This is a genomic window from Streptomyces sp. NPDC001513 (assembly GCF_042894695.1).
In the GTDB taxonomy this organism is placed as follows: domain Bacteria; phylum Actinomycetota; class Actinomycetes; order Streptomycetales; family Streptomycetaceae; genus Streptomyces.
In genome coordinates, this window is record NZ_JBIAVU010000006.1 from 25,242 (window position 1) to 42,598 (window position 17,357).

General features: G+C 70.5%; 17 protein-coding genes. 7 read left to right on the plus strand and 10 right to left on the minus strand.

What is annotated here, in order from left to right:
• Positions 1-756, minus strand: coding sequence for an ABC transporter permease (locus tag ACFYZ4_RS14640; RefSeq protein WP_351297480.1), 756 nt, complete (start codon positions 754-756; stop codon positions 1-3).
• The gene (locus ACFYZ4_RS14645; protein ID WP_390784030.1) at positions 753-1,688 is read right to left on the minus strand and encodes an ATP-binding cassette domain-containing protein; all 936 of its coding nucleotides are present in this window, start codon (positions 1,686-1,688) and stop codon (positions 753-755) included. Before ACFYZ4_RS14645 ends, ACFYZ4_RS14640 begins: the two co-directional genes overlap by 4 nt.
• Before the next feature lie 117 nt (positions 1,689-1,805).
• Between ACFYZ4_RS14645 and ACFYZ4_RS14650 the strand changes: the two genes are divergently transcribed.
• Positions 1,806-2,564 (plus strand): TetR/AcrR family transcriptional regulator, encoded by a 759-nt coding sequence (locus ACFYZ4_RS14650; protein WP_390784031.1) that lies wholly within the window; start codon positions 1,806-1,808, stop codon positions 2,562-2,564.
• A 2-nt stretch (positions 2,565-2,566) separates the two neighbouring features.
• Here ACFYZ4_RS14650 and ACFYZ4_RS14655 read toward each other — a convergent pair whose 3' ends face one another.
• Genes ACFYZ4_RS14655 through ACFYZ4_RS14670 form a run of 4 tightly spaced genes read right to left on the minus strand, consistent with a single transcriptional unit; the run spans position 2,567 to position 5,522 of the window.
• On the minus strand, positions 2,567-3,343 hold the full coding sequence (locus ACFYZ4_RS14655; RefSeq protein WP_351297489.1) for an alpha-ketoglutarate-dependent dioxygenase AlkB: 777 nt from the start codon (positions 3,341-3,343) through the stop codon (positions 2,567-2,569).
• On the minus strand, positions 3,324-4,556 hold the full coding sequence (locus ACFYZ4_RS14660; protein WP_390784032.1) for a hypothetical protein: 1,233 nt from the start codon (positions 4,554-4,556) through the stop codon (positions 3,324-3,326). The genes ACFYZ4_RS14655 and ACFYZ4_RS14660 overlap by 20 nt, the downstream gene beginning before the upstream one ends.
• A gap of 4 nt (positions 4,557-4,560) precedes the next feature.
• The gene (locus ACFYZ4_RS14665; protein WP_390784033.1) at positions 4,561-4,740 is read right to left on the minus strand and encodes a DUF397 domain-containing protein; all 180 of its coding nucleotides are present in this window, start codon (positions 4,738-4,740) and stop codon (positions 4,561-4,563) included.
• Positions 4,737-5,522 (minus strand): helix-turn-helix domain-containing protein, encoded by a 786-nt coding sequence (locus tag ACFYZ4_RS14670; protein WP_390784034.1) that lies wholly within the window; start codon positions 5,520-5,522, stop codon positions 4,737-4,739. The genes ACFYZ4_RS14665 and ACFYZ4_RS14670 overlap by 4 nt, the downstream gene beginning before the upstream one ends.
• A 179-nt stretch (positions 5,523-5,701) precedes the next feature.
• Here ACFYZ4_RS14670 and ACFYZ4_RS14675 point away from each other — a divergent pair, with 179 nt between their 5' ends.
• The 3 genes from ACFYZ4_RS14675 to ACFYZ4_RS14685 are packed head-to-tail and all read left to right on the plus strand — an operon-like array spanning position 5,702 to position 8,909.
• Complete coding sequence (locus ACFYZ4_RS14675) at positions 5,702-6,073, plus strand: ATP-binding protein (protein WP_390784035.1); 372 nt, start codon at positions 5,702-5,704, stop codon at positions 6,071-6,073.
• Between the two features lie 35 nt (positions 6,074-6,108).
• A complete protein-coding gene (locus ACFYZ4_RS14680; protein ID WP_390784036.1) occupies positions 6,109-6,519 on the plus strand; it encodes a hypothetical protein in 411 nt (136 codons plus the stop codon).
• Entirely contained in the window at positions 6,519-8,909 is a 2,391-nt protein-coding gene (locus tag ACFYZ4_RS14685) for a tetratricopeptide repeat protein (RefSeq protein ID WP_390784037.1), read from the plus strand. The genes ACFYZ4_RS14680 and ACFYZ4_RS14685 overlap by 1 nt, the downstream gene beginning before the upstream one ends.
• A 51-nt stretch (positions 8,910-8,960) precedes the next feature.
• Here the strand turns inward: ACFYZ4_RS14685 and ACFYZ4_RS14690 are convergent, their stop codons facing one another.
• A complete protein-coding gene (locus tag ACFYZ4_RS14690) occupies positions 8,961-9,758 on the minus strand; it encodes a VOC family protein (RefSeq protein ID WP_351297524.1) in 798 nt (265 codons plus the stop codon).
• 193 nt (positions 9,759-9,951) lie between these two features.
• On the opposite strand from ACFYZ4_RS14690, the gene ACFYZ4_RS14695 reads away from it, so the two are divergent.
• Both ACFYZ4_RS14695 and ACFYZ4_RS14700 read left to right on the plus strand, forming a co-directional pair.
• Positions 9,952-10,227 carry a type II toxin-antitoxin system prevent-host-death family antitoxin gene (locus ACFYZ4_RS14695; RefSeq protein ID WP_351297509.1) on the plus strand — a complete coding sequence of 92 codons (276 nt, stop codon included), beginning with the start codon at positions 9,952-9,954 and terminating at the stop codon, positions 10,225-10,227.
• On the plus strand, positions 10,224-10,478 hold the full coding sequence (locus ACFYZ4_RS14700) for a Txe/YoeB family addiction module toxin (protein ID WP_351297512.1): 255 nt from the start codon (positions 10,224-10,226) through the stop codon (positions 10,476-10,478). The genes ACFYZ4_RS14695 and ACFYZ4_RS14700 overlap by 4 nt, the downstream gene beginning before the upstream one ends.
• A 58-nt stretch (positions 10,479-10,536) precedes the next feature.
• Here the strand turns inward: ACFYZ4_RS14700 and ACFYZ4_RS14705 are convergent, their stop codons facing one another.
• Positions 10,537-12,018, minus strand: coding sequence for a hypothetical protein (locus ACFYZ4_RS14705; RefSeq protein ID WP_390784038.1), 1,482 nt, complete (start codon positions 12,016-12,018; stop codon positions 10,537-10,539).
• Positions 12,019-12,167: 149 nt separating this feature from the next.
• Positions 12,168-13,928 (minus strand): arginine--tRNA ligase, encoded by a 1,761-nt coding sequence (gene argS, locus ACFYZ4_RS14710; RefSeq protein WP_390784039.1) that lies wholly within the window; start codon positions 13,926-13,928, stop codon positions 12,168-12,170.
• Positions 13,929-14,097: 169 nt separating this feature from the next.
• Between argS and lysS the strand changes: the two genes are divergently transcribed.
• Complete coding sequence (gene lysS / locus ACFYZ4_RS14715; RefSeq protein ID WP_390784040.1) at positions 14,098-15,825, plus strand: lysine--tRNA ligase; 1,728 nt, start codon at positions 14,098-14,100, stop codon at positions 15,823-15,825.
• 88 nt (positions 15,826-15,913) lie between these two features.
• Here the strand turns inward: lysS and ACFYZ4_RS14720 are convergent, their stop codons facing one another.
• Entirely contained in the window at positions 15,914-17,296 is a 1,383-nt protein-coding gene (locus ACFYZ4_RS14720; RefSeq protein ID WP_390784041.1) for a DUF2637 domain-containing protein, read from the minus strand.
• Positions 17,297-17,357: the final 61 nt, after the last annotated feature.

Genomic DNA, 17,357 nt, shown 5'->3' on the forward strand with positions numbered 1-17,357 from the left:
TCAGCGCGTCCTGCTGCGGAACAGGACCGTCGACAGGGCCACGGCCACCGCCGTGATGCCCGCGCACCAGGTCAGGGCCACCCAGGGCGCGTCCCCGGCGGGCTGCGCCAGGAGCAGGGCGCGCAGGGATTCGATGACGGGGGTCAGCGGCTGGTGGTCGGCGAAGCCGTGCAGCCAGCTCGGCATGGTGTCGATGGGGACGAAGGCGCTGGACGGGTAGGGCAGGAACATCATCAGGAAGGTGAAGCCGCCCGCCGCCTCCGGGGACTTGGCGAGCAGGCCGAGTGCGGCGGCCAGCCACGAGATCGCCGTGATGTACGTCAGCAGCAGGCCGGCCGCGGCGAGGAAGGCGGCCGGGCCCGCCTGGGGCCGGAAGCCGATCGCGAGGGCCACGGCGAGGACCAGGGTGGTGGAGATCAGGTTGCGCAGGACCGAGGCCGTGACGTGTCCGGCGAGGATCGGGATGGCGCCGATGTCGAGGGAGCGGAAGCGGTCGATGACGCCGTTCGTCATGTCCTCGGCGACGCTGACGGCGGTGGAGGCCGCGCCGAAGCCCGCGCAGAGCAGCATGGCGCCGGGGACCACGTACGTCACGTACTCCGTCCCGGTGTCGATGGCCCCGCCGAAGAAGTAGACGAAGATCAGCATCAGCATGACGGGCAGCATCAGGGCGCCGATCAGGGCGTCGGGCCGACGGCTGCTGATGCGCAGGCTGCGGCCGGCCAGGGCGAGGGCGCTCACGGGCAGGGCGGTCATCGGTCGGCTCCCGTCAGGGTGAGGAACACGTCGTCGAGGGTGGCGCTGCGGACGGTGAAGCGGTCCACGGCGGTGCGGTCCGGGTCGAGTTCGTCGAGCAGGGCACGGACGTGGGCGGCGGTGCCGTCGGTGGGCAGGCCGAGGGTGAGCGCGTCGGGGTCGAGGTGGACGGCGCGCGGGGCGAGGGCCTCGTAGGCGGCGCCGGTGGCGAGGGTCAGGTCCAGGCGGTGCCCGGCGACGCGTGACTTCAGCTCGGCCGGGGTGCCCTCGGCGGCGATGCGGCCGCCGGAGAGGACGGCGACGCGGTCGGCGAGCCGGTCGGCCTCCTCCAGGTACTGAGTGGTCAGCAGGACGGTGGTGCCGTCGCCGCGCAGTTCCCGTACGAGGTCCCACAGGTCCTGGCGGCTGCGCGGGTCGAGGCCGTTGGTCGGCTCGTCCAGGAAGACCACCTCGGGGCGGGAGACGAGGCTCGCGGCCAGGTCGAGGCGCCGTCGCATGCCGCCCGAGTACGTCTTCGCGGTGCGGCCGGCGGCCTCGGTGAGGCCGAAGCGGGCGAGGAGTTCCTCGGCGCGGGTGCGGGCGGCGCGCGGGGAGAGCCCGGCGAGCCGGCCCATCATGCGCAGGGTCTCGGTGCCGGTCAGGAGCTCGTCGAGGGCGGCGAACTGGCCGGTGAGGGAGATCAGTTCACGGACGCGGGCTCGTGCGGTGACGGTGTCGTGCCCGGCGACACGGGCGGTTCCGGCGTCGGCGGCGGTGAGGGTGGCGAGGATCCGGACGGTGGTGGTCTTGCCGGCGCCGTTGGGTCCGAGGAGGGCGAGGACGCTGCCGCGCGGGACGGCGAGGTCGATGCCGTCGAGGACGCGGAGGTCGCCGTAGGACTTGGACAGGCCGGTGGCGTGGATGCCGAGGTCACCGGAGGCGTGCGTGGTCATGGGGGATGGGCTCCCTTCCCAGCTTCTGCTTCTGGAGCGCTTCTGCGTATGCCTTACGCTCTTCTGTGTAAGTAATACACAGAACTAGGATGGGGGTCAATCGAGGAGCGGGCGGTCATGGCGGACGAGGACAACGGGACAGGGCTCCCTGCGAGCCTGGAAATGGCCTGGGGCTTGCGCGAACGCCCCGGCAAGGGGCCGCGCCCCACGCTCACGCTGCCGAAGATCGTGGACGCGGCGGTGGCGCTGGCTGCCGCCGAGGGGGTGGACGCCGTCTCCATGGGCCGCGTCGCCAAGGAGCTGGGCGTCTCGACGATGTCCCTCTACCGGTACGTCGCCGCCAAGGAGGAGCTCTACGTCCTCATGGCGGACGCGGGCGTCGGCACCCCGCCGCCGCTGCCGCCCGAGGCGCAGGAATGGGGCTGGCGCGAACTGCTCACGGACTGGGCGTACGCGCAGCGGGCCGTCCTGATGGCCAACTCCTGGATCCTGCGCATCCCGATCACCGCCGCGCCCGTCTCCCCGAACCAGCTGGCCTGGATGGACCGGGGCCTCGGCGCCATGGCAGGCACGGCTCTGGCGGAGAGCGAGAAGCTCTCGACGATCATCCTGATCGGGGGTCTGGTACGGAACGAGGCCACCATGACCGCCGACATGATCGACGCCATCGTGAAGTCCGGGGTCGCCCCGGACCAGGCGCTCGGCCAGTACGTCCGCACACTGCGGCTCATGACCGGACCGGACAGCCACCCGGCGGTCACGCGACTGCTGGACTCGGACGCGTTCACCGGCTCCGGCGAGCCGGACTTCCAGTTCCGCTTCGGCCTGGACCGCATCCTGGACGGCCTGGCGGCGCTGGTGGCGAGCCGCCCCTGAGGTCAGACGGGCGGCAGCAGATCGCTCTCGCTGACGGTGTACGTCAGCGGGGGATAGACGAAGTCCGTCTCATCGTTCTCACGGCGCCGTAGCCGGTAGAACGCGCGCCTCTGCTCCTCGTCGGCCGAGGTGAGGCGTGCGCCCTGCGGGAGGTACGCGTGTCCGTCGCGAAACCGGACGAGGGTCTTCGACGTCCGAAACGTCACGCCCAGCCAGTGGTTGTCCACCGTCGGGACGGGCGCGTCCAGCACGATCTTGTGCTTGAACCGCCGGTTCGATGCGACCGAGAACACGACGAAGCTGTTGTGGTCGAGAGGGATCTCGAACGGGTCGACACCGGCCCCCTTTGATTCGACCACCAGCTTCCGTGGCGGGCCCGCTTCGGGATGCCGGTAGCAGGAGAAGACGGCGATGAACGACTCGTCCGCCAGATCCAGGGCCTGATCGGAATGGCTCCCCATGGTTCGGTACGCGTTCGTGTAGCTCTCGATGAGAGCGTTGTTGAAGCCGACCGGGATCGCCAGGTGTTCTTGGATCTGCTGCGCCAGCCGTTCGTGCACCGCGCGGAAACGCTGCGCCGGGCTGCCGTATTGAGTGGTGGTGCGGACGAGAGGGACCCCGACCTCCGCCTCGTCGACCCTGGTGAGCACGGCACCCTGCCGGCCCTTTCCCGCGGCCTCCAGACGAGCCGACGCGGACAGCTCCGCAAAGAGATCCGGCGCGGCCGGCAACGCGTACGAGACGAACGCGTCGGAGACCCTAGGCGCGGGGAGCAACATAGTCTCCGGTGTTCATGCTGAAGAGGAACGCGTCGCCGTAGTCGATGAAAGACGAGGTCCTGTTCTCCTCGGCGTACAGCCTGCGCAGCTCGTCCATGCCCTCGGGTGTGGGCGGCCCCAGCCTGACCAGATCCCCGGCCGCCTTGAGGAACGTCTGCCCGTTCCTGTGAACGGCTTCGGCGCTCGAACACCGCACCACGTACCCCAGACGGGTCGGGAGGGCCTCGGCGCCCAGCGTCGAGGGCACGATCTCGTGCGTGTACAGACGGTTGGTGGACAGCGGCATGAAGAACACGGAGCCCGGATAGAGCGTCAGGGCGAACTGCGCGGGGAGCGCCTCCGCGTCGCGTCCCTCGCTCGGCTCCTTGAGGCGAAAGCGGAGCCTGGTCAGCCCGCTGGCACGCTTCACGCCGTAGTCGAAGGGGTCTTCGGCCAGGGGCCGCAGCTTTTCGAGCCCGTCGTAGAAGGTGCAGAAGGCCATGACGCCATTGACGGGCATGTCCTTGGTCTTGTCGGCATGGGCCGAAATCCTGGCCTTGGACTGCTTGCGCTCCGCCGTGGCGAGGGTGTTGTGGTAGATCTGCGCGAGGACATGATTCAGCGGCGCCTGGCCCCGGAAGACGGTGGCGGCCTCGCGATTCAGCGCCTCGACGATGTGGGTGTCGGTCGCGCGGAATCCCTCGGTCGGCCCCGAGAGATTCGTGGAGCACCGGAGCAGGCGGAAATGCAGGTCCTCGCCGTCTTGCTCGACGGGCGTCAGATAGATTCCGCTGCGATGAGCCGTACCGGGCTTGGTGGACTCCGTCAGGGACTGGAAGGCGTGCTCCGCGCGGATCCGCCCGAAGTGGTCGGCGTCGAGGTCGAAGAACCGGCGGTAGTACACGCCGACGCCATACACCCGGAGGGGAACCCGTCCGACGTCGACGAGGGTCCAGGGCGCGTCGACGACGTCCTCGCGGTACCCGCGCGACAGCTCCCGTACGACGAACACCCTGTCCGCCGCGTTCAGCTGGCCGCTGCTGATCCCGGAGACGTCACCGCACAGGTAGACGGTCTTCTGCGCGAGGTCGGGCGCACCGGAAGCGAGGTCCTCCGGGGTGATCACGGACCCGAAGAAGTCCCTGGTCAGGTCGTTGTCATGCAACGTCGAAGGCGCGACGAGTATGTTGCCCGCACCATCGAGGCGGGCTTCCGTCAGCTCTGTCGGGTACATGGGGCTATTGAGCAACCCAGCCGGTCAGCGCCGCCCAGCTCGCCGGAGCGAGGTCGAGGACGGGGCCGTGCTGGACCTTCGAGTCCCGGACGTAGACCTGGGTCGCGGAGGCGGCCACCTCGACGCAGGCGTCGCCGTCACCGCCGCTGTAGCTGGACTTGAACCACTTCAGTTCGGTGCTCATAGCTCTCCTAACAGGCCGTCCAACAGGCCCTGCGTCTGGACGGTGTTGAGGGCCTGAGTCCGCAGCATCGCATATCGGCGAGCCATGATGCTGACCTCGTCGGGGTCTGAGATGAGCCTGCTGCCACGCTGACTCTTCGAGTACCCGAGGTGCTGGTGGGTGGGGGTTTCCAAGAGGATGAACGGGCCGTCGAGTGCTGCGTGGGCGGCCTGCTCCAGCGGCATCACTTGGATGGACAAGTCCGGAAGTTCCGAACAGGCAAGCAAGTGCCGCAGGAGCTCCGCATGTACTTCTCGGCCGCCGATGCGGTGGCGGACGGCGGGCTCCCAGATGACGAAGCTCAGGGTCGGCGGTGTCTTGCGGCGCAGGATCTCCTGCCGTGCCATGCGGCGGGCGGTCAGATCCTCGATCGTTTCCTCGGGGTGCGCTGGTACCCGGCACTTGAAGAGGGCCCGGGCGTAGCCCTCGGTCTGGAGTAGCCCCGGCACGCGCTGGCCCTCGTACCAGGACAAGGTGATGGCCTTGCGCTCAAGGGCCAGGTACTCCTCGGCCCATGGCGGTGTCGTGTCGATGTCGGGGAGTTCCAGCGCTGCCACAGTCAGCAGGCCCGGCAGGCCCAGGTGTAGGTCCATCAGCTGCGCGACGTTCGGCATCAGCGCGCGGCGGCCCTGCTCGATCGACGCGATGGTCTCCGCGTCCAGCCGGACCAGCTCTCCGAGCTGCTTCTGGGTCAGGTTCTTGGCGATGCGGGCGGCGGCCACCATCGCGCCGACCATCTTCATGGTCGTCGCGTTCGGCCGTACTCGTTTCCTCGGTGGCATGACAGCGAACTCCCCACCCACGCACGCGGAATACCCCGTACCGACCCGTACTCATCAATGAGTACGGGTTGGCGCTCAGCCACACGCTAGTCACGGAACGCGACGATCGTCCCGTGAATCCAACTATTCAGGCGGCGCTCATGCGCGAGCGTCTGTACCCGCGCTCACCCCGATCCGTCGCAGCTGCGCGGCACTTCACACGTGACACCTTGCGGGCGTGGGCGGCAACGGAACGCCTCGACGACATGTTGCTCTGCGTGAGCGAGCTGGCGACCAACGCCCTGCGGTACGGGGTCCCGCGCGGCCGCGGCTACCTCCTGCGGCTGTTCGGCTTCGAGGACGGGACCGTACGGGTCGAGGTGCACGACAGCGGGCCCGGCTTCTCCCGGATCACCGGGCGACCGCACGGGCACGGGCTCATCCTTGTCGCCGCGGTCGCCGACGAGTGGGGGGTGCTGGCCCGGACGCCGGGGAAGGTCGTCTGGTGCGAGTTCGGCGGGGGTGCCTGCTAGCTTCGGATGCTCGGGAGACGCATCAAGGGGGGCCAGTGTCACGTCCGTTGCGGTGGGCTGTCGTCATCGGGGGCACGGCGATCGTGTTCCTGCTCAGCTTCAAGCTGGGCCAGGCGGACCCCTTCGGCTGGTTGCCGGACAAGGACTCGGACAAGGTGGCGGCCGCCGCCGGATTCGCGGGGGCCATGGCGGCGGCCTTCGGGCTGGCCGGGGCCTGGTGGGCGGGCAGCGGGCCGGGCGCCGCGGGTGCCGGACAGACCGTCGTGCGGCAGCGGGCCCGCGCCTCCGGGACGGGTCAGATCACCCAGTCCGGCGGCGGCCCCACTCCTGGTCTGCTGGATCAGCGGGCTCGGGCCGACGACGACTCCCGCGTGCAGCAGACCACCGACACCGGGAGCAGCACCCCCGGCACGGGCACCGGCACCGGCACCGCCCCCACCCCCTAGTGGGCAACGAGCAGTGGGCCCGCGCCGACGGGAACGCGCGGATCACCCAGGCCGCCGGCGACCACATCAGCTACGCGGCCGGCGCCGGCCCCGCGCCCCGGGCGCTGCTCGGCCTGCCCGACGCGCCCGCCGCCCTGGTCGGGCGCGAGGGGCCGGTCAAGGAGCTGGTGGGCCTGCTCGCGGAGGGCGGCCCGACGGTCGTCGTGGTGGCCGGGCTGGCCGGCGTGGGCAAGAGTGCGCTGGCGGTGTCCACGGCCCACCGGGCCGTGGAACTGGGCTGGTTCGGCGACCGCGTGTTCTTCCTGTCGCTGCGCGGCTACGCCCCCGACGGCGGGGTGAGCGGGCCGCAGGCGGTCCAGGAGATGCTGCGCCACCTGGGGATCCGCGACACGGACATGCCGGAGTCGCCGGATGGCCGGGTCGCGCTGTACCGGGCGCGGCTGGCGGCCTTCGCCCAGGCCGGGCAGCGCGTGCTGATCGTGGCCGACGACGCGGGTGCGGTCGGGCAGGTGCGTGACCTCGTACCGGCCGCCGACGCGCACCGGCTGCTGGTGACCTCGCGGCACCGGCTGGTGGCGCCCGGGTTCGCGGGGCGGGTGCTCCCGCTGGACGAGCTGGCGGAAGGGCCCGCGGCCGAACTCCTCGCCGACGCGGTGCTGCGCGCGTGGCCGGACGATCCCCGGCCGGCACGGGAGCCCGAGGCCCTGGCCGGGATCGCCCGGCGCTGCGGACGGCTGCCGCTGGCCCTCGCGGTGGCGGGGGCGGTACTAGCGGGCGATCCCGGACTGTCCGCGGGGGAGCTGGCACGGCGGCTGGCCGAAGCCCGGAGCCGGCTGGAGGCGCTGACCTTCGACGAGGGCGGTGTACCGGTGGGGGTGCGGGCCGCGTTCGACCTCTCGTACGCGCGGCTGCCCGCCGACCAGGCGCGGGTCTTCCGGCTGCTGACGGTGAACCCGGGCCCGGACTGCCGCACCGAGTACGCCGGCCTGCTCACAGGCGAGGGCGAGGAGGTACGGCCCAAGCTGGCCGCGCTCGTACGGGCCAGCCTGCTGACGGAGCAGCCGGTGGGCTCGGGGCGGTGGCGGATACACGACCTGCTGCGGCTGTACGCGCTGGAGCGGGGGGAGGAGTGCGCGGAGGAGGACGGGAGGGAGGAGGCGACGGACGCTTTCCTGGCCAACCTGGTCTTGAGCACCGGAGTGGCGCAGGAGCTCCTGGGGGTGAACAGTCCGGGCAGCAGCGGGCCGGGACTGCCTTCCGTGGCGCAGGCGCTGGACTGGCTCGACACGGAGCGTCCGCTGCTGGTCGCCGCCGTGGGCTTCGCAGCCGACACCTGTCGGGTGGACACCGCCGTGGAACTGGCCGACTTCCTGGCTCCCTACCTCCGGCTCTACGGGCATACGCAAGAACACTTGCTGATGGCGCGCCACGTACTCGCGGCCGTGCGCACGACGGGCAGGCCCGACGGCCTGGCCGTCGCGGTGTGCGACCTCGGCAGCGCACTGTGCCAGGCGCAGGACTCGGAGGCCACCGAGCGGCTGACGGAAGCCCTCGCCCTGTTCCGCGAGGCCTCTGACCGGGAGGGGGAGGGCAGGGCACTGAACCTGCTGGGCACCTCGTACCGTGTTGCGCGCCGTTTCGAGGACGCGCGGCAAGCTCACCAACAAGCATTGGACATCTACCGCGAGCTGGGGAACCTGCATGCGGAAGCCGCGGTGCTCGTGGCGCTGGCCAGCGATCTTCAGCACCTGGGACAGCTGGAGGAGGCGATCGCCATGCACCGGCGGTCTCTCGCCCTCTTGCGGGAGTTGGGTGACAGGCACCGCGAGGTCATCGTGCTGGACGCACTTGGTGAGGCGCTATCGGCGGCGGGACGGCGCGAGGAGGGCGTGGCCGTATGGGAAGAGGCACTCGCCATCGTGCGGGAGCTGGGCTACCGGACCCGCCTGGCGTGGCTGCTGAGCGGGATCGCTGCCACGCTGTTGTCCACGGGGTCGTCGCATGGGGTGCGGGCCCGGTTGGAGGAGGCGCTGATCGTCTTCACGGGGGAAGGCGACAGGCACGGCGAAGGCGTGGTGATGATCAACCTGGGCGTGATGCACCAGGTGGAGGGGGACTGGAAGCAGGCGCTGGAGGCGCACGAGCGGGCCTGCGCACTGTTGGACTCCGCGGGGGACCAGGCCGGCCGGGCCGCTGCGGTACGGGCGCTGGCAGGGACCCTGGGCAGTCTGGGCCGCTTCGCGGAGGCGGCGGAGGGCTTCGAGCGGGCCGCGGCGGGCTTCGCCGCGGTCGGCGACGCGGAGCGGGAGGCCAAGTGCAGGCAGGAGGCCGCGGGCATGCGCGAGGCGGCCCGGCGGCCCCGTCGCTGGTGGCACCGGTTCACGAGGTGAGGGGGCGCACGGGGAGCGGGTTCCCCGTGCGCCGGGTGACATCAGGTCACCTCAGCCGGTCTGCTCCGGGGTGGTCGCCGTGATCACCGAGAAGGCGCCGCCCTGGGGGTCGGCGAGGACGGCCATCCGGCCCGCCGCCATGTCGAAGGCCGGGGCCATGACGCTGCCTCCGGCCCGTACGGCGGCGGCCTGGATCTCGTCGACGTTGTCCACGTGGAAGTACGGCATCCAGTGCGGCGGGACCCCCTCCGGCAGCTTGGCCAGGTCCATCATCCCGCCGACCGCGCGGCCGTCGACCTGGAACTCGGTGTAGTCGCCGGCGCCCGGCATCTCGGAGCGGGCCGTGGTGACGGGCAGGACGGCGGTGTAGAAGGCGGCCGCGGCGGGGATGTCGGCGGTGCTCAGCTCGTTCCAGATGAGGGCGCCGTGCTCGTTGACGATGGCGGCGCCGTCGAAGGTGCCGGCCTGCCACAGGCCGACGGCGGCGCCGGTGGGGTCGGTGATCACGGCCATCCGGCCGAGGTCCATGACGTCCATCGCGCCCATCATCACGGAGCCGCCGGCGTCGGTGACCGACTTGAGGGTGGAGTCCAGGGAGTCGGTGGCCAGGTACGTGGTCCACACGGTCGGCGGCATCGGGTCCGGGACGGTGCCGTCCGGGTTGCTCGCCTTCATGATGCCGGCGACCGGCTGGCCCTTGAGGGTGCAGACGGAGTAGCCGCCCTGTTCGGCCGGGCCGATCTCGCCCTGCCAGCCGAAGAGGTCGTTGTAGAAGTCGAGGGCCGCCTGCTGGTCGGGGACCATCAGGTCGATCCAGCAGGGGGTGCCGGGCTTGTAGGGGCCGTTCATGTCGGGCACGGAGGCCTCCGGAGGTCGGATGGGGGAAGGACGGGCCGTCCCCTACCCGGGGTGCAGAGCCCGAATCGGCCCGAACGGGTGACGCCGGCCTTGCTGCCGGGCTACGCGGGCCGTCCGGGGCGACGCCAAGACTGGTACGGTAAACCCGTACGAGTGTGTGTCCGTAGTGTTCAGGAGGACGAACGTGTCGATGTCCGCGAACGAGGCTCGGCAGCGCTTCTACCCGCTGATCCGGCAGGTCAACGAGGACCACGTACCCATAGAGGTGACCTCCCGGGAGCACGGCGACGTCGTCATCATGTCCGCCGAAGACTTCCGGTCCTGGCAGGAGACCGTCTACTTGCTGCGCTCACCGCGCAACGCGCAGATCCTCATGGAGTCGATCGCCGAGCTGGACGCCGGTCAAGGCCAGGCCAGGGAGCTCATCGAAGCGGAAGGCGACGAGGGGTTCGCCGCGTGAAGGTCCTTTTCTCCAGCAGCGCCTGGGAGCAGTACACCTACTGGGCGACCGCCGACCCCAAGCTCCTGAAGAGGATCAACCGCTTGATCAAGGAGATCCAGCGCACGCCGTTCGAGGGTGCAGGCAAGCCGGAACCGCTCAAGGAGAACCTCTCGGGGTGGTGGTCCCGGCGGATCACCGACGAGCAGCGTCTGGTGTACCGGATCAGGGACGCGGCCGTGGAGATCGCTCAGGCCCGCTACCACTACTGACCGGAAAGGCGCGCGGCCCCGCCACCGGGTGGGTGACGGGGCCTGGCGACCGAGTGGCTCAGGCGGTGGCGCGGCGGCGGCGGCGGCCGGTGCCCGCTACCAGGGCGGCGCCCATGGCGAGGGCCACGCCCGCGCCGCCGAGGGCCCAGGTGGTGGCCGCGTCGGCGCCGGTGGTGGCGAGTTCGCCGCCGGTGTGGCCCGTGGTGTTGTCGGCGATCGGCTTCGCGCCGCCGTTCGGGTTCGGCTGGTTGCCGTTCCCGCCGGTGGCCGGGTCGGCGGCGACGATCTTCGTCAGGCGGGCCTTGGAGCGCGAGGTCGCCCACGGCGTCGGGGTGTCCGGGCCGACCTGGGAGGAGCCCCAGGAGGAGATCCGCAGGTCGCCGAGCGGCGCGTCGGCCGTCAGGCGGATGCGGACCTGGATGTCGAAGCTCTGGCCGTCCGCGACGGGGCCGCCCGCGAGGTCGAATCCGAGGAACATGCCCTCCTCCTCGTCCCGGACCTCGGCCTCGTGCCAGCCGGACTTGCCGTTCTTGTCCTTGCTCAGGACCTCGACCTTGACCTGGGAGCCCTTCATCGGAACCCAGTCCGGCCGGGCCAGGACCAGGCCGACGTTGAAGCCGTCCAGGGCCTTCTTGCCGGAGTTGTCGACGCGGACGGACAGGTTGGTCCAGTCGCCGCCGGCCTTGACGGTCTCCGGAACGCCGTTCACGGTGAGCGCGGGGCCCTCGACGAACGGGTCCTCTTCGCCGTCCTCGGCGCCTTCGATCTTGGCGTCGTACCAGGTGCTGGGGCCGTACTTCCAGCCGTCGGCGCTGATCTTCACGGCGTCGGAGGCCATGTCGAAGTTGATGCGCGGGGCGTCCGCGGTGAAGCGGATGCGCACGTCGAGGTCGCGGCTCTCGCCGCGGTCGAGGGTGCCGACGGTGTCGACGGTGCCGATGAAGTAGTCGCTCATGCTGGTGGCGTCGGTTTCGTGGTCGAGCGCCGTCGCGGGCCACCAGTAGCTGGTGCCGTCCGTGCGGACGATGCGGGTCTCGATCTCGTAGTGGCTGGCCTTCAGCTTGCCGCCGGCCTTGTCGACCGAGAGGCGGGGCGCGAGCCCGGTGATCCAGTCGCCGCCCGAGTTGTCGACCGACACCTTGAGCTGGGTCCAGTCGCCGCCCGGCTTGAAGCCGTTCTTCGGGATGCCCGCGACGGTGACCTCGGGGCCCATCATGATGCCGTCGGAGTCGGCGTGCTGCTTGTCCGCGGCGGGCTTGGCGTCCTTCGCGGGCTGCTCGGCGGGCGCCGGGGCCGGGGTGGTCGGCGCGGGCGACTCGACGACGGGCGCGGGCTTCTCGGCGACGGGCTGGTCCGCGACGGGCTTCTCGGCGACGGGCGTGGTCGGCGCACCGGCGTCGGTGGTGGCGTCGTCCTTCGGCGCCACGTCAGGAACGATCACGGCCGGCTGGTCGGCGGCCATGGCGGGCGTGGCGGTCAGGATGGTCGGTCCGGCCACGGCGACCGCGGCGACCGCGGCCATGCGCTTGATCTTCTTCACTTGTTTCCCCCATACAGATCTTTTGAACATGATCAGATTAGTGGGGGTGGCGTGAAAGTTGATGGCTTAAACATCACGAAAAGCCAACGACCCCGGCAGTGGATGCCGGGGTCGTTGATCTTTGGTGCGTTCTGTCCGGATTCCGGATATCAGAGCTTCTCGGGCGTCCGGATCCCGAGGAGGGACATGCCCTTGGAGAGCGTCCGGGCCGTCAGGTCACACAGGAACAGCCGGTTCTCGACCTGCTCCGGGGTGTCCGCCTTCAGGACCGGGCACTCCGAGTAGAAGGTCGTGTAGAACGACGCCAGCTGGTAGAGGTACGCCGCCAGCTTGTGCGGGGCGTGCTCCGACGCCGCCTCGGCGATGAGCTCGCCGAAGTGGTCCAGGTGCAGACCCAGGGCGCGCTCCGCCGGGGTGAGGGCCAGCTCCGGGTGGGCAGCGGGCTTCGCGTCCCCGGCCTTGCGCAGGATGGACTGGATACGGGCGTACGCGTACTGGAGGTACACGGACGTGTCACCCGTCAGCGACACCATCTGGTCCAGGTCGAACTTGTAGTCCCGCGCCGCCGAGGTGGAGAGGTCCGCGTACTTCACCGCGCCGATGCCGACCTGGACCGCCCGCTCGCCGATCTCGGCCTCGGACAGGTCCTGCGCCTTCTCCCGTACGACGGCCGCCGCGCGGTCGATGGCTTCGTCCAGCAGGTCCACCAGCCGGACCGTCTCGCCCTCACGGGTCTTGAACGGCTTGCCGTCCTTGCCGAGGACCGTGCCGAAGGCCAGCTGTACGGCCTTGACCTCGTCGTTCAGCCAGCCCGCGCGGCGGGCCGTCTCGAAGACCATCTTGAAGTGCAGGGACTGCCGCGCGTCGACCACGTAGATCAGCTCGGTCGCGCCGAGGTTGGCCACCCGGTCACGGATCGCCGACAGGTCGGTCGCCGCGTAGCCGAAGCCGCCGTCCGACTTCTGCACGATCAGCGGGGTCGGGTTGCCGTCCGGGCCCTTGACGTCGTCGAAGAACACGCAGAGCGCGCCGTTGGAACGGACGGCGACGCCCGACTCCTCCAGCAGCTTGCAGGTCTCCACCAGCATGTCGTTGTAGCCGGACTCGCCGACCACGTCCGGGTCCTGGATGTCCATGTCCAGCTTGTTGAAGACGGAGTAGAAGTAGATCTTCGACTCGTCCACGAACCGCTGCCACAGGGCGAGGGTCTCCGGGTCGCCCGCCTGGAGGTCCACCACCCGGGCCCGGGCCCGCGTCTTGAACTCCTCGTCGGAGTCGAAGAGGCCGCGCGAGGCCTTGTAGAGGCGGTTGAGGTTGGACATGGCCTCCTCGCCGGAGACCTCCTCGTCGGACTTGTGGTCCAGCTCGTGCGGGTGCTCCAGCAGGTACTGGATGAGCATGCCGAACTGGGTGCCCCAGTCGCCGATGTGGTGGCGACGGACCACCTTCTCGCCCGTGAACTCCAGGATCTCCACCATCGCCGCGCCGATCACGGCGGACCGCAGGTGCCCGACGTGCATCTCCTTCGCGACGTTCGGCTGCGCGTAGTCGATCACCGTGGTGCCCGGGTTCGCCGCGAGCGGCACGCCGAGCCGGTCGTCGAGCGCACGCGCCGCCAGGGTCTCGATGATCGCCTTGTCGGTGATGGTGATGTTGAGGAAGCCCGGACCCGAGACCTCGATCTCCTGGATCAGGTCACCGGTCGGGATGCCCTCGACCACGGTCGTCGCCAGCTCGCGCGGGTTGGCCTTCGCCTTCTTCGCGAGCGCCAGGATGCCGTTGGCCTGGAAGTCGGCCCGGTCGCTTCGTCGCAGCAGCGGGTCCGCGCCACCGGCCTCCGGCAGGGCGGAGGCAAGGGCGTCGGCGACGCGCTGATTGACGGACGAAGCGAGCGAAGGGACCGAGGCCATGAGCTGCCGTTCCTGTGAGGTTCTGTACTTGGGTCTTCCGACAAGTGCCGAGTATCCCACGCGGGCGCCATCCCTTTCGCGGGATATCACTGGGCGGAAGCAACCCCGGAGGGGCCTGTTCCGTCTGGGAGAATGGCTGAAGCCAGCATTCGAGATAGAAGGACGTGTCGTGGCTCAGAGCAGCACCGAGACCGACTGGGTCTCCCGTTTCGCGGACGAGGTCATCGCCGAGGCGGAGCGCCGAGCACCCGGCAAACCTGTCGTCGTCGCGTCCGGACTCTCCCCCTCCGGCCCCATCCACCTGGGCAACCTCCGCGAGGTCATGACCCCGCACCTGGTCGCGGACGAGATCCGCCGCCGGGGCATCGAGGTCCGCCACCTCATCTCCTGGGACGACTACGACAGGTACCGCAAGGTGCCCGCCGGCGTGCCCGGCATCGACGAGTCGTGGGCCCGGCACATCGGCAAGCCGCTGACCTCCGTGCCCGCCCCGGCCGGCTCCGCGTACCCGAACTGGGCCGAGCACTTCAAGGCCGTCTTCGTCGAGGCCATGGCCGAGATGGGCGTGGACTACGACCCGATCAGCCAGACCGAGCAGTACACCACCGGTGTCTACCGCGAGCAGGTCCTGTTCGCGATGAAGCACCGCGGCGACATCGACGCCGTCCTCGACCAGTACCGCACCAAGCAGAAGCCGGGCGGCAAGAAGCCCCAGCAGAAGCAGGTCGACGAGGCCGAGCTGGAGGCCGCCGAGGGCTCCGGCGCCGCCGCCGAGGACGACGGCAGCACCGGCGAGGGCGGGTACTTCCCGTACAAGCCGTACTGCGGTGAATGCGGCAAGGACTTCACCAAGGTCACCTCGTACGACGACGCGACCACCGAGATGACCTACGTCTGCACCGAGGACGAGTTCACCGAGACGGTCAAGCTCAGCGAGTTCAACCGCGGCAAGCTCGTCTGGAAGGTCGACTGGCCCATGCGCTGGGCCTTCGAGGGCGTGATCTTCGAGCCCTCCGGCGTCGACCACTCCTCGCCCGGCTCGTCCTTCCAGGTCGGCGGCCAGATCGTGCACATCTTCGGCGGCGAGCAGCCGATCGGACCGATGTACGCCTTCGTCGGCATCAGCGGCATGGCCAAGATGTCCTCCAGCAAGGGCGGGGTCCCGACCCCGGCCGACGCGCTGAAGATCATGGAGCCGCAGCTGCTGCGCTGGCTGTACGCCCGCCGCCGCCCCAACCAGTCCTTCAAGATCGCCTTCGACCAGGAGATCCAGCGGCTCTACGACGAGTGGGACAAGCTGGAGGCCAAGGTCGCCGACGGCTCCGTCCTGCCCGCCGACGCCGCCGCGCACACCCGCGCCGTGCGCACCGCCGCCGCCGAACTGCCGCGCACCCCGCGCCCGCTCCCGTACCGGACGCTCGCGTCCGTCGCCGACATCACCGCCGGCCACGACGAGCAGACCCTGCGCATCCTGACGGACCTCGACCCGTCGCAGCCGCTCACCTCCCTCGACGAGGTGCGGCCGCGCCTGGACCGCGCCGAGAACTGGATCACCACCCAGGTCCCGGCCGACCAGCGCACCCTCGTACGCGAGGACGCCGACACCGAGCTGCTGTCGTCCCTGGACGACGAGGGCCGCGAATCGCTGCGCCTGCTGCTGGAGGGCCTGGACTCGCACTGGTCCCTCGACGGGCTGACCACGCTCGTCTACGGCGTCCCGAAGGTCATGGCCGGGCTGGAGCCCGACGCCAAGCCGACGCCCGAGCTCAAGGTCGCGCAGCGGACCTTCTTCGCGCTGCTCTACCGGCTCCTCGTGACCCGGGAGACCGGGCCGCGACTGCCCACGCTGCTGCTGGCGGTGGGCGCGGACCGGGTGCGCAAGCTGCTCGCCGCCTGAGGCACCGGTACCGACATGCGGAAGGGCCCGCACCCCGAGGGGTGCGGGCCCTTCCGCATGATCGGACGACGTGCTCGGCCGCTCAGGCTCAGGCGATGTGCTCGGCCTCGCGGTCCTTGTTGTAGCGCAGCTTGAACGCCGGGATCATCCGGCGCAGCAGGGAACCGCTGCGCGGGTGCGTCACGCCGTAGCCGTCCGAGAGGTGTATGTCGAGCGCCTCGGCCGACGGGTAGTCCTGCTTCTCGTCGGACAGCGCGCAGAACACCTTGTACGCGACCTCGGCGAACTCGGCCTCGTCGGGGGTCTCCGGGCCTTCCTCCGGGGCCTGCTGCATCTGCTGGGCCTGCTGGGCCTGCTGCATCTGCTGGGCCTGCGCGGCCTGGGGGACCTCCTCCTGGCGGGGCGCCGGGATCGGGATGTCCTGCCGCACCGGCTGCTCCTCCTCCGGCCCCATCGGAGGCAGGACCGGAGTCGGCTCCAGCCCCTCGACGTACTGCGGGTTGTAACCGCCCTCGTACGCCGCCTGCGGAGCCTTCGGCGCGGCGAACCACGCGCTGTTGTGCGCCGCAGGCATGGCCGTCGGCTCCACCGCGAACGGCGGCGGGCCGTGCACGACCGCGGGCTGCCCGGGCACCGCACCCTGCGCCTCGGCGGCCTGGCGGGCCTGCTCCATCTGCTCCGCCTGCTGGGCCGGCCCCGGCGCGGCCGCCGCGGCCGCCGCGGCCACCAGCGCCGGAGCGCCGGCCGCCGCACCCTGCTGACCCAGCGGGGGCAGCACCGCAGGCTCGATGCCCGTCATCGCCAGCGCCTCCGGAGCCGTCTCCTTGAGCGGCACGCCGATCCGCGCCAGCTTCAGCGGCATCAGCGCCTCCACCGGCGCCTTCCGCCGCCAGGAGCGCCCGTACCGCGCCTGCAGCCGGGCCTGGTAGATCAGCCGGTCCTGCTCCATGCCGACCGCCTGCTCGTAGGAGCGCAGCTCCCACAACTTCATCCGGCGCCACAGCTTGAACGTGGGTATCGGCGACAGCAGCCACCGCGTGATGCGCACGCCCTCCATGTGCCGGTCCGCGGTGATGTCCGCGATCCGGCCCACGGCGTGCCGGGCGGCCTCCACCGTCACCACGAACAGGATCGGGATCACGGCGTGCATGCCGACACCCAGCGGGTCGGGCCAGGAAGCCGCACCGTTGAAGGCGATGGTGGCCGCGGTCAGCAGCCAGGCCGTCTGACGCAGCAGCGGGAAGGGGATCCGGAGCCACGTCAGCAGCAGGTCCAGCGCGAGCAGCACACAGATGCCCGCGTCGATGCCGATGGGGAACACCAGCGAGAAGCTGCCGAAGCCTTTCTGCTCGGCGAGGGAGCGCACCGCGGCGTACGAGCCCGCGAAGCCGATCCCCGCGATGACCACGGCTCCCGCGACCACGACGCCGATGAGTATCCGGTGCGTACGAGTCAGCTGCATCGCGGCCACCCGCGATCCCCTCCCCTTGTCGAGCACATACCGAGCGCTGAAGTGCTTACCGAGCCTTTAC

Coding starts and splice junctions, on each gene's coding strand:
- ACFYZ4_RS14640 (WP_351297480.1), bottom strand. CDS start 756: ATGACCGCCCTGCCCGTGAGCGCCCTCGCCCTGGCCGGCCGCAGCCTG.
- ACFYZ4_RS14645 (WP_390784030.1), bottom strand. CDS start 1,688: ATGACCACGCACGCCTCCGGTGACCTCGGCATCCACGCCACCGGCCTG.
- ACFYZ4_RS14650 (WP_390784031.1), top strand. CDS start 1,806: ATGGCGGACGAGGACAACGGGACAGGGCTCCCTGCGAGCCTGGAAATG.
- ACFYZ4_RS14655 (WP_351297489.1), bottom strand. CDS start 3,343: ATGTTGCTCCCCGCGCCTAGGGTCTCCGACGCGTTCGTCTCGTACGCG.
- ACFYZ4_RS14660 (WP_390784032.1), bottom strand. CDS start 4,556: ATGTACCCGACAGAGCTGACGGAAGCCCGCCTCGATGGTGCGGGCAAC.
- ACFYZ4_RS14665 (WP_390784033.1), bottom strand. CDS start 4,740: ATGAGCACCGAACTGAAGTGGTTCAAGTCCAGCTACAGCGGCGGTGAC.
- ACFYZ4_RS14670 (WP_390784034.1), bottom strand. CDS start 5,522: ATGAAGATGGTCGGCGCGATGGTGGCCGCCGCCCGCATCGCCAAGAAC.
- ACFYZ4_RS14675 (WP_390784035.1), top strand. CDS start 5,702: ATGCGCGAGCGTCTGTACCCGCGCTCACCCCGATCCGTCGCAGCTGCG.
- ACFYZ4_RS14690 (WP_351297524.1), bottom strand. CDS start 9,758: ATGAACGGCCCCTACAAGCCCGGCACCCCCTGCTGGATCGACCTGATG.
- argS (WP_390784039.1), bottom strand. CDS start 13,928: ATGGCCTCGGTCCCTTCGCTCGCTTCGTCCGTCAATCAGCGCGTCGCC.